Genomic DNA, 13265 nt, shown 5'->3' on the forward strand with positions numbered 1-13265 from the left:
ACAGTCACCGACGGGCCACGCGGCAGTGCCGCAAGGTGTCACCGCACCGAGGCCCTCCGCCCTGTCCTGCCAAAGACAAAGGGCACCCCCGAACCCTTACAGATGAGGGAACCCCTTCGACTGAGGAAGGCGGCGACATGACCGACCCCAACGCCATCCAGCCGAGCGCGCTCGACCAGCTCCCCGACCGCGACCCGGAGGAGACCGCCGAATGGCAGGCCTCGCTGGACGCGGTCGCCAAGGCGGCCGGGCCGCACCGCGCGGCGTACCTGATGCGTCGCACGCTGGAGCGCGCCGAGGGCACCGGCATCGCGCTGCCCAAGCTCCTCGAGACCGACTACGTCAACACCATCCCGACCTCCGCCGAGCCGGCCGTGCCCGGTGACGAGGCGATGGAGTCCCGTATCACCGCGTGGAACCGCTGGAACGCGGCCGCCATGGTGACCCGGGGCAGCAAACACGGTGTCGGCGGCCACATCGCCACCTTCGCCTCCGCGGCCTGGCTCTACGAGACCGGCTTCAACCACTTCTTCAAGGGCAAGGAGGGGGACGGCTCCGGCGACCAGCTGTACATCCAGGGCCACGCCTCCCCCGGCATCTACGCCCGCGCCTTCCTCGACGGCCGGCTGAACGAGCAGCACCTCGACAACTTCCGCCGCGAGTCCGGTGGCGACGGCCTCCCGTCGTACCCGCACCCCCGCCGTCTGCCCTGGCTGTGGGAGTTCCCGACGGTGTCCATGGGCCTCGGCCCGCTGTCGGCGATCTACCAGGCCCGCTTCAACCGTTATCTGACGGCGCGCGGCATCAAGGACGTCTCGAACTCCCACGTCTGGGCCTTCCTCGGCGACGGCGAGATGGACGAGCCCGAGTCCACGGCGGCACTCGCCCTGGCCTCCCGCGAGGGCCTGGACAACCTGACCTTCGTCATCAACTGCAACCTGCAGCGCCTCGACGGACCGGTCCGCGCCAACTTCAAGATCGTGCAGGAGCTGGAGGCCCAGTTCCGCGGCGCCGGCTGGAACGTCGTGAAGTCGCTGTGGGGCACGGCGTGGGACGAGCTGTTCCAGCTCGACACGACCGGCGCCCTCGTACGCCGCCTGCGCGAGGTACCCGACGCGCAGGTGCAGACGTACCAGACGCGCGACGCCGCCTACATCCGCCAGGACTTCTTCGGCAAGGACCCGGCGCTCGTCGAGCTGGCGAAGCTGCTGAGCGACGACAAGATCCTGGAGTGCTTCCACCTCTCCCGCGGTGGCCACGAGGCCCGCAAGGTCTTCGCCGCGTACAAGGCCGCTCTCGAGTTCAAGGGCGCGCCGACCGTGATCCTGGCCCAGACGGTCAAGGGCTTCACCCTCGGCGAGGGCTTCGCGTCGAAGAACGCCAACCACCAGATGAAGAAGCTGACGGTGGACGAGTTCAAGAACATGCGGGACCTGCTGGAGCTGCCGATCTCCGACAGCCAGTTCGTCGACGGGGTCGTCCCCTACGGCCACCCCGGCGCCGACTCCCCCGAGGTCCGCTACCTCCAGGAGCGCCGCGCGGCCCTCGGCGGCCCGGCCCCGGCCCGCCGCGTCCACCCGGTGGCCCCGCTGCCCGCTCCGGCGGAGAAGGCGTTCGCGTCCTTCGACAAGGGCTCGGGTACGCAGAACGTGGCGACCACGATGGCCTTCGTCCGCCTGATCAAGGACCTTGTCCGCGACAAGGAGACGGGCAAGCGCTGGGTGCCGATCGTCCCCGACGAGGCGCGCACCTTCGGCATGGAGTCGCTGTTCCCGTCGCTCGGGATCTACTCCCCCAAGGGCCAGACGTACGAGCCGGTCGACCGCGACCAGCTGATGTACTACAAGGAGGCCAAGAACGGCCAGATCCTCAACGAGGGGATCACCGAGGCCGGTTCGATGGCCGACTTCATCGCCGCGTCCACCGCGTACTCCACGCACGGCGAAGCGATGATCCCGTTCTACATCTTCTACTCGATGTTCGGCTGGCAGCGCACTGCCGACCAGATGTGGCAGCTCGGCGACCAGCTGGGCCGCGGCTTCCTCGTCGGTGCGACGGCGGGCCGTACGACGCTGACGGGCGAGGGCCTGCAGCACGCCGACGGTCACTCGCCGGTGATCGCGGCGACGAACCCCGCGGCGCTGACGTACGACCCGGCGTTCGCCTACGAGGTCGCGGCGATCGTCAAGGACGGTCTGCGCCGGATGTACGGCGAGGCGGCGCCGGGTGAGGACCCGAACGTCTTCTACTACCTCACGGTCTACAACGAGCCTCTCCCGCAGCCGGCGAAGCCTTCGGGCCTCGGCATCGACGAGGGCATCGTCAAGGGCCTGTACCGCTTCAACACGGCGGAGTCGGCGGAGCTGTCCCCGACGGCGAACGCCCCGCGCATCCAGCTGCTGGGTTCCGGCACGGCGATCCACTGGGTGCTGGAGGCGCAGAAGCTGCTCGCGGAGGAGTGGGGCGTGGCGGCCGACGTGTGGTCGGCGACGTCCTGGACGGAGCTGCGGCGGGACGCGCTGGAGGCCGACGCGGCGCTGCTGCGCGGCGAGGAGCGGGTGCCGTACGTCCGTCAGGCGCTGCACGGTGCCGAGGGGCCGGTGCTGGCGGTCTCCGACTACATGCGTCAGGTCCCCGACCAGATCGCGCAGTGGGTCGAGCAGGACTACTCCTCGCTGGGCGCGGACGGCTTCGGCCTCTCCGACACCCGCGAGGCGGCCCGCCGCCACTTCGGCGTCGACGCCGAGTCGATCGTCGTCGCGGCCCTGGCCCAGCTTGCGAAGCGGGGCGAGGTCAAGGCGACGGCGGTGAAGGAAGCGCGGGAGAAGTACGGCCTGTAGGGCGCGCAAGGGGTTTCGCCCCCGCCGCCCCTACCCGTCCCATCCTTCTGGGGCTCCGCCCCAGACCCCGCTCCTCAAACGCCGGAGGGGCTGAAAACTTCAGCCCGTCCGGCGTTTGAGGACGAGGCCCCTTCAGGGCCGAAAGCGGGGGTCTGGGGGCGCAGCCCCCAGGGATGGGACGGGTAGGGGCGGCGGGGGCGAGGCAATATGAGGGCATGCGTGCTGCCCGGCTCATCAGAATGGTGCTGCTCCTTCAGTCCCGGCCCTCCATGACCGCCGCCGAGTTGGCGAGCGAGCTGGAGGTGTCCGAGCGGACGGTCACGCGGGATGCGCAGGCGCTGTCGGAAGCCGGGGTTCCGGTGTACGCAGACCGGGGGCGGGCCGGGGGATACCGGCTCATCGGGGGGTACCGGACCCGGCTGACCGGGCTCGCGCGGAGCGAGGCCGAGGCGTTGTTCCTGTCCGGGGTGCCGGGCGCCCTGCGGGAGATGGGGCTGGAGGACGCCGCCTCCGCCGCCCGGCTGAAGGTGTCGGCGGCCCTCATGCCCTCCCTGCGCGACGCCTCCCGTTCCGCCGCCCAGCGGTTCCATCTGGACGCCCCGAACTGGTTCAAGGAGCAGAAGGCCCCCGAGCTGCTGCCGGCCGTCGCGGACGCGGTGTGGGACGACCGGCGGATCATGGCCCGGTACCGGCGCGGGGAGAACGAGGTCGAGCGGGAGCTGGAGCCGTACGGGCTCGTGCTGAAGGCGGGGGTCTGGTACCTGTGCGCCCGGGTCGCGGGGCAGGGTTCGTACCGGGTGTACCGCATCGACCGCTTCACGGCCGTGGAGGCCGGTGACGAGCGGTCCGAGCGGTTCGAGCGGGACGAGGAGTTCGATCTGCCGGGCTTCTGGGACGAGCGGGCCGAGCAGTTCGCGCGGTCCCTGCTGCGGGCCGAGGTCGTGGTCCGGGTGTCACCGGACGGGGTGCGACGGTTGCCGTACGCCGTCGATCCGCAGTCCGTGCGGGAGGTGCTGCGGGCGGCGGGCGCCCCGGACGGGGACGGCTGGGTGACGCTGACGCTCCCCGTGGAGTCCGAGGAGGTCGCCCACACCCAGCTCGCGGCGCTCGGCCCGGACGTCGAGGTGCTGGCGCCGAAGGAGCTGCGGGAGCGTTTCGCGGGGGACGCGATACGGCTGGCCGCGCTGTACGGGGCGTGAGCGCGCCCTGCCGGACACGGGCCGTACGCCCATAACAATCCGCTCCACTCCACGTGCGTCCCACGCGCACAGGGCCGATGCTTGACCCGTGATGGACGAGACGGAGTTCTGGGAGCTGGTGGACGGGGCCCGTGAGGCTGCCGGGGGTGACCCCGAGGACCAGGCCGACCTGCTCGTGGACCGGCTGCTCCAGCAGGACCCCGACGCGGTGCTCGACTTCGCCCGTCACTTCGAGGCCCGCTACAACCGCGCGTACACCTGGGATCTGTGGGGCGCCGCCTGGGTTCTGCTGGACGGGGCCAGCGACGACGCGTTCGACTTCTTCCGGTGCTGGCTGATCGGCCAGGGCCGTGAGGTGTACGAGGGCGGGGTGCACGACCCCGACTCGCTCGCCGGCCTGCTGGACGACTTCGACGAGGAGTTCGACGGCGACGCCGAGGAACTCGGCTACGCCGCGGACGAGGCCTATGAACAGCTCACCGGCACCGTCGCCCCCGATCTCGGCATCCCTCCCGCGCCCTCGGAACCGGAGGGCACGCCGGTCGACTTCGAGAACGAGCGGGCGCTGGCGGAGCGGTACCCCAGGCTGTGGGAACGGTTCAAGGGCTGAACCTCGGGTCTCAGACCGCGACCCGCCGGCGGCTCAGGTCCGACGGGATGTACGCCTGCGTCTGCTCGGCCTTGACGGCGTGGTGCATCGGCGCCTTGTTGGCCTGATCGAGCGCGGACGCCGTGACGGCGGCCGGACCCAGGACGACGGTCGCGACCGCGCAGACGACTGTCCAGACACGCTTGTTGCCGCTGCCTTTGCTGTTGCGGCTGCTGCCCCTGCTGCTGTTGCGGCTGCTCATGATCCCCACCTCCGGTCAGTGCGTGTGCATGACGACAGGAAGGACGATAGGGAGGCTGTCTCGGGGTCGTCCTTGAGCTGGCTACGAGAAACCTGTGAGACGTTCTCGCCTGGTGACCGACGTCACCGGGCGGGCCGGGAACGTTCACACCCCGTCTCTTGACCCGTTCCGTGATCCCCGGCTTAGGGTGGCCGCCCCGACCAGGAGCACCCTGCCCATGACCAGCCTGTTCGTGCGGGAGATACCGCGCGCGGAGCACCTCGCCCAGCTGCGGCGGTATCCCGACACGAGCCATCTCCAGATCCCCGAGTGGGGCGATGTGAAGCCCGACTGGCTGCCGGAGAGCGTGGGCTGGTTCGAGGACGGGGAACTGGTCGCCACTGCGCTCGTCCTGTACCGGCCGCTGCCCGGGACCAGGCGTTTCCTGGCCTACCTGCCCGACGGCCCGGCGATCGACTGGCGTACGCCGCGCCTGGAGCGGTGGCTGGACCCGCTCGTCGCCCATCTGAAGCGGATCGGGGCGTTCTCGGTCCGGATCGGCCCGCCCCTCGTCGTACGTCACTGGGAGGCGGCCACCGTGGCGGCGGGCATCGCCGACCCCGACGTACGTCATCTTCGCGAGCTGCCCCCGGACGGCATCGACGGATACGCGCTCGACGCCGCGGAGCGGCTGCGGCGGCTCGGGTGGCGGCGGTGCGAGGAGGACGAGGGGAGCGGTTTCGGCCTCGGCCAGCCGCGCTACGGCTGTGAGATCCCGTTGGCGGGGCGCTCGGTCGACGAGCTGCGCGGCGCCCTCGCCCCGCACTGGGAGCAGTCCCTGCGCACGGCCGAGGCGGCCGGCGTCCGTGTCTCGTGGGGCTCGGCCGCCGACCTGCCCGAGTTCCACCGCCTGTACGCCGCGACCGCCGCGCACGACGGCTTCAAGGCCCGCCCGCTGGACTACTTCCGGCGCATGTGGGCGGCCCTGAACGCCGAGGACGACGACCGGCTGCGCCTCTACGTCGCCGAGTACGACGGCGAGGTGCTCTCCGCGGCGCTCATGATCAGTGTCGGCTCGCGCGTGTGGCACTCGTACGCCGCGTCCGGCCGCCGGGGGCGCGAACTGCGGCCCAGCAGCGCGCTGTTGTGGCGGATGCTGGGGGACGCGCGAGCCGCGGGCGCCGAGACCTATGACCTGCGCTCCATCACCCCCACCCTCACCGAGGACCGTCTGCGCGGCCGGCTCCTGTTCAAGACGGGGGCGGGGGGCCGGGCGGTGGAGTCCCTCGGGGAGTGGGAGCTGCCGGTGGGGAGCCAGGGGAAGGTGCTGCAGCGGGCGTTGGGGGTCTATCTCGGGCGGCGGTGAGGGCGGGGAGGGCCGAGGGCGTTCCGGCGGCCGTTCAGCACGACGGCTACGTTCGCCACGGCCGCGGCGCGGTCAGCGGGTCCCCTCCTCCGCCGGCTCCAGTGCGGCACGCCCGGCGGCGGTGAAGTCCGTGGACTCCCGCCACGCCGCCAAGAGGTTCCCAGCCGCACCGACGTCTCGCCGCCGGCGGCGGCCTCCTTGATGTGCATGTCGATGCAGACGGCACAGCCGTTGATCTGGCTCACCGGCCACACCCCGTGCGTCGGCGTCAGCGTCTGCCCTGCAGGCGGGCGGCCATGGCCCTGATCTCCGGGAGGCGGGCGGTGAGGGCCGCGCCCGGGCAGCTCGTCATGTAGCCCTCGTTGTGGCCGGCGACGGCCGGGAGCGTGGTGGTGGTGCCGGAGGCGTAGCGGCTGTGGCTGTTGCTGGAGGTCAGCCGGATCCTCGCGCGGGGGTCCGTGTCGGAGAGCCCGAGCTTCCACGCGGCGAGCGCGGCGATCGAGTCGGTCATCGCCTTCGGCACCGGCACCCCGGCCGTGAAGGTGCCGATGGCGGCGATGCCGGTGGTGCGGTGGTTGAAGCCCTGGGTGTGGGCGCCGGTGACCGGGCGGTCGATGCCGCCCGCGCGGCCCTCGTAGATGGTGCCGCAGCGGTCGACGAGGAAGTTGTAGCCGATGTCGTCCCAGTCGCGGGAGCCGGTCTGGCCCGCGTACACGTACCGGATGATGCGGGGCACATCGGCGCAGTCGTAGCCGTTGGGCGAGTCGGTGTGGTGCACGAAGACGGCGACGACCCGGTCGTCGTAGCGCGGCGCCGGCTGGGCACGCCGCGTGTCGTCGTCCAGCCAGGCCGACCTCGGAACGATGGGCGGTCGGGCCGCCTGGTGCGAGGCCGCGGGACGCGCCGCGGCCGGCCGCGCGGACGCCGCGACCACACGTTCGACCCCGCTCGCGCACAACGCCAGCGCGAGGACGGCGGCGAGGCCGGGGAGACAGCCGAGCAGCACGAGCAGGACGGGCGGAAGACGCCACCCCTCCGGGGGCTGGAACCGGGGCCGGGGCGGCCACCCGGGGCGGGGTCGGGGTCGGTTCCGGGACTGCGGTTGGGACTGCGGTCGGGACCGCGGTTGGGCGTGGGACGACAGCCGGGACCGGGACTGCGCCGGGGCGGGGGACGACAGCCGGAACCGGGACTGCGCATGAGCGAGGGACGGCCCCCGGGACCGGGACTGCGCATGAGCGAGGGACGGCCCCCGGGACCGGGACTGCGCATGAGCCAGGGACCACCGCCGGGCACGGGCGTGCCACCGCGCCCGAGCCCCTGGCCGTTGCCGGAGCCGAGGCCGGGGGCGCGCTCGGGGCCGGAGTCGCCGCGAAGCACCGGGCGCCCGCGCGGCCCGCCGATCCGGCACGGCTGGCTGCGCTTGCGCGCCGGGTCCCTCCCGCAGGACCGGTGGCTCGCCCTCGGGTCGCTGGCCCCCGGTCGGCAGATCCCGCACCGGCGACTCATCCGGCACGACCGACTGATCGCACGCACTCGACCGCTCCCGCACAGGCGGCTCAGGGAGCAGCGCATCCCCGGCACGACCACCGACAGCGCCACCACCAAGATGCTCCGGCACACCCGGCCCGTCCCGCACCACCGATTGGTCCCGAACACCGGGCCGATCGGCCACCGTCGGCACATCCCCCACCGGCGACTCATCCGGCACGACCGACTGATCGCACCCACTGGACCGCTCCCGCACAGGCGGCTCAGGGAGCAGCGCATCCCCGGCACGACCACCGACAGCGCCAGCGTCACCGCCACCGCCACCGCCACCGCCACCGCCAGGACGCTCCGGCACACCCGGCCCGTCCCGCACCACCGGTTGCCCCTGGACGTCGGGCCGAGCGGCCACCGTCGGCAGGTCTCGCACCGGCGGCTCGTCCCGCACGGCCGGTTCGTCCCGAACACCGCCCCCATCGGCGACCGTCGGCGAATCCCGCACCGGCAACTCGCCCCGCCCCGCCGGTGCCCCCCGGACGGCCGACTCCTCCCCCTGCAACGGGTCGACGCGCGGCGCGCGTGACGTCCCCTGCTCGCCACCCACACCCGATTCCCGCGGCACCTCCAGCCCGCCCCCCACACCAGGCCCGCGCGAAGCCGCCGGTACTCCACCCCCACCCGCGCCCGGACCCGCCTTCGCACCCCCACCCGCGCCCGGACCCGCCTTCGCACCCCCGCCCGCGCCCCGCGAAGCCCCCGGCGAGGACCTCCCGTCCACCCTCCACCCCGCAGCCTCATCCCCCGGCCGCGCCGCCCCACCCCGCCGCACGGCCCAGGCCATCCCCGCAGCCCACGGTATTCGTACGGCACGAGGTCTTCGTCTGCCTCGTGTTCGCCCGAGGACCCTTCGGGTGACCCGTCGGAAGGCACGCATGGTCCTACTGTCCGACGGATCCGGTCCGCCCGCGATGTGTGGTGTGACACGCGGTGGAACCATCGTCCCGGTCCGGGGCGTTTCTCCAGGTGAACGCTGCGTGGCCGGTTCCCGGCGGCGCGTGTGCGGGTGCTGATCAACGGGCGGCTTCCGCGCGTACTAAGGGGTCCGAGAGAAAGGCGGCTCTGTGGACCTGCTCGACATCCTGCTGTTGCTGGTGATCCTGGCCTACGCGGCGTCCGGCTACCGGCGCGGACTGGTGGCCGGCTGCGTCTCGCTGGCCGGTTTCGTGGGCGGCGCGGTGATCGGCGTATGGATCCTGCCGTGGATGATGGACCTGGTCGCGCCGGGGACGACAGCGGCGACCGTGACCGCGGTGCTCACGGTGCTGGTCCCGGCCGTGGTGGTCCACGAGCTGGCGGGGCGGCTGGCGCTACGCCTGCGCCGGGAGCTGGACCGGGGGCCGCTCAGGGTGGCCGACGGGGTCGGCGGTGCCGTCGCCAACTCGGTGGCCGTGCTGATCGTGTCCTGGGTGGCCGCGAGTGTCCTCGCCGCCTCCTCCTCTCCCCTGCTCACCTCCGCGATCCGGGACTCGCGGCTGCTCGGGACCGTGCAGGACGCCATGCCGGACACGACACCGGCCTGGTTCTCGCGGGCCACCACCGCACTCACCGAGGCGGGCTTCCCGCAGGTCTTCAACCCGTTCGAGAACGAGTCGACCGCCGAGGTCGCCAAGCCCTCCGGCGACAGCGTCACGGCCGCCGCGACGAACGCCGCCAAGCTCAGTACCGTCAAGATCGAGGGCGTTTCCGGCACCCAGGGCCGCGAGGGCAGCGGCTTCGTCTACGCCCCGCAGCACGTGATGACCAACGCCCATGTGGTGGCCGGCATCGACGAACCCGGCGTCCGGATCGGCGGCGTCGGGCAGTCGTACGAGTCGAGGGTGGTGCTCTTCGACCCGCAGCGGGACGTCGCCGTGCTGTACGTCCCCGATCTGCGCGCCCCCGTCCTCCGGTTCGACGACGATGCCACGCGCGGCGACTCGGCGGTCGTGGCCGGCTATCCGGAGGACGGTGATCTCAACCTCCAGGCGGCGACGGTCGCGAACCGCGTGCGGGCGACCGGCCAGAACATCTACAACGACTCGACCGTCACCCGAGAGATCTACTCGATCCGCTCCACCGTCCGCCCCGGCAACTCCGGCGGCCCCCTGCTGACCACCGACGGCAAGGTGTTCGGCGTCGTCTTCGCCCGCTCCACCTCCGACGCCGAGACGGGCTACGTCCTGACGGCGGCCGAGGTCGCCTCCGACGCGAAGCGCGCGGCGAACGCCACGGCCCCGGTGGACACGGGAGATCTCGTCACTACATGAGGCGATCGGACGATGGGAGATCGGGCCACTGATCCACAGGTCTATCGGGCCTTGACCGGGTCAGAGACCGCGCCCCATGAACACGTCGTCCACATAGGCCCCGTCCAGGAAGAACTCCTCCGGCAGTACCCCCTCCACCACGAACCCCTCCGACTCGTACAGCTTGCGGGCCGGTGTGTTGTGGGCGAGGACGCGCAGGGTGAGTCGACGGGCACCCCTGCGCCGCGTCTCCTCGACGGCCGCCCGGATCAGCGCCCGGCCGACACCCCGGCCGCGGACCTCGTCGGCGACGGCGAGACCCTGGATCTGCCGGACGTGGGCGTTGCAGGCCAGCGGAGTGGGGAAGCCCAGACGGACGTAGCCGACGATGCGGCGGTTCAGCTCCGCCACCAGATGGTCCCCGGGGGCGTGGCGGTCGGTGAAGAACGGCGGGTAGGGCGGCTGCGGTTGCGGCATGACCGCGTGCAGCGGTGACCATGTGACACGGTCGAGGTGGGAGAGCTCCTCCTCGTCGTCGGGCAGGGCGGCGCGTATACGGGGTGCGTACGAATCGGACATGGGCGTCACCCTATGACCGGGCCCCGGCGAGCCGACGGGGGTTTTATGTGGTCACGGGCAGGATGAAGTCATGGAACTTTCAAGAATCGCGGTGGCCGGCTCCTCCGGGCTGATCGGCGGCGCCCTGGTGCGGTCCCTGGTCGCGGACGGGCACGAGGTGGTGCGCCTGGTGCGGCGCGCGCCCCGCTCGGCGGACGAGGTCCGCTGGGACCCCGAGCGGCAGTACGTGGACGCGGCCGGGCTCGCGGGGTGCGACGTCGTGGTCAATCTCGCCGGGGCGAACGTGGGCTCGCGGCGCTGGACGGAGGCGTACAAGGCGAAGCTCCGGAGTGGCCGGGTGCTGGGCACTGCGGCCCTCGCCGAGGCGATGGCCTCGCTGGACGAGCCGCCGCGGGTCTTCGTGAACGGCAGCGCGATCGGCTACTACGGCGAGACCGGCGAGCGGACCGTCGACGAGAGCGCCCCGCCCGGGGAGGGCTTCCTGCCCTCGCTGGTCGCGGAGTGGGAAGGTGCGGCGGCACCCGCGCAGGAGGCGGGCATCCGGACGGTGTTCCCGCGCACGGGACTGGTGGTGGCCCGGCAGGGCGGGGCCTGGGGACGGCTGTTCCCGCTGTTCAGGGCCGGGCTGGGCGGGCGGATGGGAGACGGGCGCCAGTACTGGTCGTTCGTCTCGCTGCACGACGAGGTGGCCGCGATCCGGCATCTGATCGACACCGACGGCCTGTCGGGGCCGTTCAATGTGACCGCTCCGACACCGCTGACGAACCGTGAGATCACCGAGGTCATGGGGCGTGTGCTGCACCGGCCGACCCTCTTCGCGGTCCCGGCGCCCGTGCTGCGGACCGTCCTCGGCGAGATGGCCGGGGATGTGCTGGGCAGCCAACGGGTGCTGCCGAAGCGGCTGCTGGAGTCGGGCTTCACCTTCGCGTTCCCGGAGATCGAGGGCGCGATCCGGGCGGCCATGGAGTAGTGGAGGTGCCTGCCCGGGCCGGTCGCCGAGTGGTCGAGTGGTCGAGCGGTCGAGCGGTCGAGCGGGGGCGGCCCCGGCGGCCACGACGTTACGGCCGGACAGGAGCGGACGTCCGTATGCGACCACCGTGCGACCGTGCTCTGCCCATGCGCGACTGTTTCTGACCGATCGCAGCCCTAACCTCGTCCCGAACTCGGGTATCCCCTAAGCCTGTTGGGGGCATCACGTCTCCACCGGCCGCGCAACCTCGAGGAGGGGCACGTGCTTGAGCCCGCGTACCAGGCGGACGTCGTCATCGTGGGAGCCGGGGTCGCCGGACTCTCCGCGGCGCATCGACTGACCAGCGCAGGAGTGAGGACCGCAGTCCTGGAGACCGCCCCTTGGGTGGGCGGCCGCATGTCGACCGAGAAGATCGACGGGTTCCGGCTCGACCGGATCGGACAGCTTCTGTCGACGTCGTATCCGGAACTACGTCTGACACCCGGCCTCGACGCGCTCGCGCTGCGCCGCTTCGCGCCGGGCGTACTGCTGCACAGCGACGGGCGCCGGCAGCGCGCGGGCGCGTTCGCCAAGCCACGGAGCGCGAGGGGCGCACTCCACGCGGTGCGCGCCCTGGCGAGCGCCCCTCGGGCCGCGTCCGTGCGGGGCATCCCCGGGCAGTCGACCCTGCCGAGGGTACGCGCGAGCGCCCCGCTGGGTACCGCCGTCGACCAGGCCCGGCTCGGCGCCGCACTCGCCCGCCTCGCGACCGCGCCCGTCGAACGGCTGCTGGCCCGCCCGGAGTTGCCGGCCGCGCAGGCCCTCGCCGAGCGGGGTGTTCCCGCGCGGACGATCGACGGCTTCCTGCGACCGCTGCTCGCCGCGCTGCTGTGCGACCCGGAGTTGACGACGTCCAGCCGGTGCGCGGATCTCGCGCTGCGCGCCTTCGCGAGCGGGCGCCTGTGCGTACCCGAGGGCGGCGCCGACGCCCTGCCGGAGCTGCTCGCACGGGCGTTGCCACCGGGCACCGTGCACACCGGTGTGCGGGTGACCTCAATCGCCACGACATCGGTGACCACGGCGGAGCACGGCGAGATACGGTGCCGGGCCGTCCTGCTGGCGACGGACGCGCGGACCGCCGCCGAGCTGCTGCCGGGCCTGCGCGTACCGGACTTCCACCCGGTGACGGTCGTCCACCACACAACCGACGAACCGCCGACGACCGGCGCCTCGTTGCTGCTCGACGCCGACCGGGGCGGCCCGGTCGCGCACACGGCTGTGATCAGCCAGGTCGACCCGACCCGCGCCCCGGCGGGCCGGGCCCTCGTCTCCTCGACGGTGCTCGGCACACCGCCGCCCGACATCGACACAGCCGTACGCATGCACCTGTCCCGCCTCTACGGCACCTCCACGAACCGCTGGGAGACCCTCGCCGTCCACCACACCCCGGAGGCCGTCCCCGCGATGCGCGCCCCCCACGACCTGCGCCGCCCGGTGCGCCTCCTGGCGGGCCTGTACGTCTGCGGCGACCACCGCGACACCAGCACGGTCCAGGGCGCCCTGCATTCGGCCCACAGGGCAGCGGCGGCGATCTTGGCGGACCTGGGGGCGGCGGGGTCCTTGCACCGGGCGGAACCGCTAAGGGCGGCGGCGTAGCGGGGCGCGGGCGCCCCGCGCCCCGCAAGGGGCGCGGGGAACCGCGCGACAAGCTCCCACAGAGCCGCATCCG

Annotated in this window: 11 protein-coding genes and 1 pseudogene; 8 read left to right on the forward strand and 4 right to left on the reverse strand. The window is 72.6% G+C overall.

The genetic code is table 11. The features are described from left to right. Positions 1-137: 137 nt before the first annotated feature. The 3 genes from aceE to ABIE67_RS13980 all read left to right on the forward strand — a co-directional run bounded on the left by aceE (position 138) and on the right by ABIE67_RS13980 (position 4649). Entirely contained in the window at positions 138-2840 is a 2703-nt protein-coding gene (gene aceE / locus ABIE67_RS13970) for a pyruvate dehydrogenase (acetyl-transferring), homodimeric type (protein WP_370256812.1), read from the forward strand. A gap of 215 nt (positions 2841-3055) precedes the next feature. Continuing rightward, positions 3056-4039, forward strand: a complete 984-nt coding sequence (locus ABIE67_RS13975; RefSeq protein ID WP_370256813.1) for a helix-turn-helix transcriptional regulator — start codon at positions 3056-3058, stop codon at positions 4037-4039. A 91-nt stretch (positions 4040-4130) separates the two neighbouring features. Further along, complete coding sequence (locus tag ABIE67_RS13980) at positions 4131-4649, forward strand: DUF4240 domain-containing protein (protein ID WP_370268575.1); 519 nt, start codon at positions 4131-4133, stop codon at positions 4647-4649. A 10-nt stretch (positions 4650-4659) separates the two neighbouring features. Here ABIE67_RS13980 and ABIE67_RS13985 read toward each other — a convergent pair whose 3' ends face one another. Then, positions 4660-4890, reverse strand: coding sequence for a hypothetical protein (locus ABIE67_RS13985; RefSeq protein WP_370256814.1), 231 nt, complete (start codon positions 4888-4890; stop codon positions 4660-4662). A gap of 217 nt (positions 4891-5107) precedes the next feature. Here ABIE67_RS13985 and ABIE67_RS13990 point away from each other — a divergent pair, with 217 nt between their 5' ends. Continuing rightward, positions 5108-6235, forward strand: a complete 1128-nt coding sequence (locus ABIE67_RS13990; protein WP_370256815.1) for a lipid II:glycine glycyltransferase FemX — start codon at positions 5108-5110, stop codon at positions 6233-6235. 75 nt (positions 6236-6310) lie between these two features. Here the strand turns inward: ABIE67_RS13990 and ABIE67_RS13995 are convergent. Beyond that, positions 6311-6480: pseudogene (locus ABIE67_RS13995) on the reverse strand (carboxymuconolactone decarboxylase family protein); the annotation flags it as partial. Between the two features lie 23 nt (positions 6481-6503). Beyond that, the gene (locus ABIE67_RS14000) at positions 6504-7247 is read right to left on the reverse strand and encodes a peptidoglycan recognition protein (protein ID WP_370268579.1); all 744 of its coding nucleotides are present in this window, start codon (positions 7245-7247) and stop codon (positions 6504-6506) included. A gap of 258 nt (positions 7248-7505) precedes the next feature. On the opposite strand from ABIE67_RS14000, the gene ABIE67_RS14005 reads away from it, so the two are divergent. Together ABIE67_RS14005 and ABIE67_RS14010 are read left to right on the forward strand one after the other, a co-directional pair. Continuing rightward, on the forward strand, positions 7506-8306 hold the full coding sequence (locus tag ABIE67_RS14005) for a hypothetical protein (RefSeq protein WP_370269688.1): 801 nt from the start codon (positions 7506-7508) through the stop codon (positions 8304-8306). Positions 8307-8844: 538 nt separating this feature from the next. Next, positions 8845-10029, forward strand: a complete 1185-nt coding sequence (locus ABIE67_RS14010; protein WP_370256816.1) for a MarP family serine protease — start codon at positions 8845-8847, stop codon at positions 10027-10029. Between the two features lie 60 nt (positions 10030-10089). Here the strand turns inward: ABIE67_RS14010 and ABIE67_RS14015 are convergent, their stop codons facing one another. Then, entirely contained in the window at positions 10090-10587 is a 498-nt protein-coding gene (locus tag ABIE67_RS14015; protein ID WP_370256817.1) for an N-acetyltransferase family protein, read from the reverse strand. A gap of 70 nt (positions 10588-10657) precedes the next feature. Between ABIE67_RS14015 and ABIE67_RS14020 the strand changes: the two genes are divergently transcribed. Together ABIE67_RS14020 and ABIE67_RS14025 are read left to right on the forward strand one after the other, a co-directional pair. After that, a complete protein-coding gene (locus tag ABIE67_RS14020; protein ID WP_370256818.1) occupies positions 10658-11557 on the forward strand; it encodes a TIGR01777 family oxidoreductase in 900 nt (299 codons plus the stop codon). Between the two features lie 261 nt (positions 11558-11818). Further along, positions 11819-13192: an NAD(P)/FAD-dependent oxidoreductase gene (locus tag ABIE67_RS14025; RefSeq protein ID WP_370256819.1), complete on the forward strand. Its 1374-nt coding sequence runs from the start codon at positions 11819-11821 to the stop codon at positions 13190-13192. Positions 13193-13265 lie beyond the last annotated feature (73 nt).

The sequence above is a fragment of the Streptomyces sp. V4I8 genome (genome assembly GCF_041261225.1).
Taxonomy (GTDB): Bacteria; Actinomycetota; Actinomycetes; order Streptomycetales; family Streptomycetaceae; genus Streptomyces.

Bases quoted from the DNA above. Each gene is read 5' to 3' on its own strand.
- aceE (WP_370256812.1), top strand. From the start codon at position 138: ATGACCGACCCCAACGCCATCCAGCCGAGCGCGCTCGACCAGCTCCCC.
- ABIE67_RS13975 (WP_370256813.1), top strand. From the start codon at position 3,056: ATGCGTGCTGCCCGGCTCATCAGAATGGTGCTGCTCCTTCAGTCCCGG.
- ABIE67_RS13980 (WP_370268575.1), top strand. From the start codon at position 4,131: ATGGACGAGACGGAGTTCTGGGAGCTGGTGGACGGGGCCCGTGAGGCT.
- ABIE67_RS13985 (WP_370256814.1), bottom strand. From the start codon at position 4,890: ATGAGCAGCCGCAACAGCAGCAGGGGCAGCAGCCGCAACAGCAAAGGC.
- ABIE67_RS13990 (WP_370256815.1), top strand. From the start codon at position 5,108: ATGACCAGCCTGTTCGTGCGGGAGATACCGCGCGCGGAGCACCTCGCC.
- ABIE67_RS14005 (WP_370269688.1), top strand. From the start codon at position 7,506: ATGAGCCAGGGACCACCGCCGGGCACGGGCGTGCCACCGCGCCCGAGC.
- ABIE67_RS14015 (WP_370256817.1), bottom strand. From the start codon at position 10,587: ATGTCCGATTCGTACGCACCCCGTATACGCGCCGCCCTGCCCGACGAC.
- ABIE67_RS14020 (WP_370256818.1), top strand. From the start codon at position 10,658: ATGGAACTTTCAAGAATCGCGGTGGCCGGCTCCTCCGGGCTGATCGGC.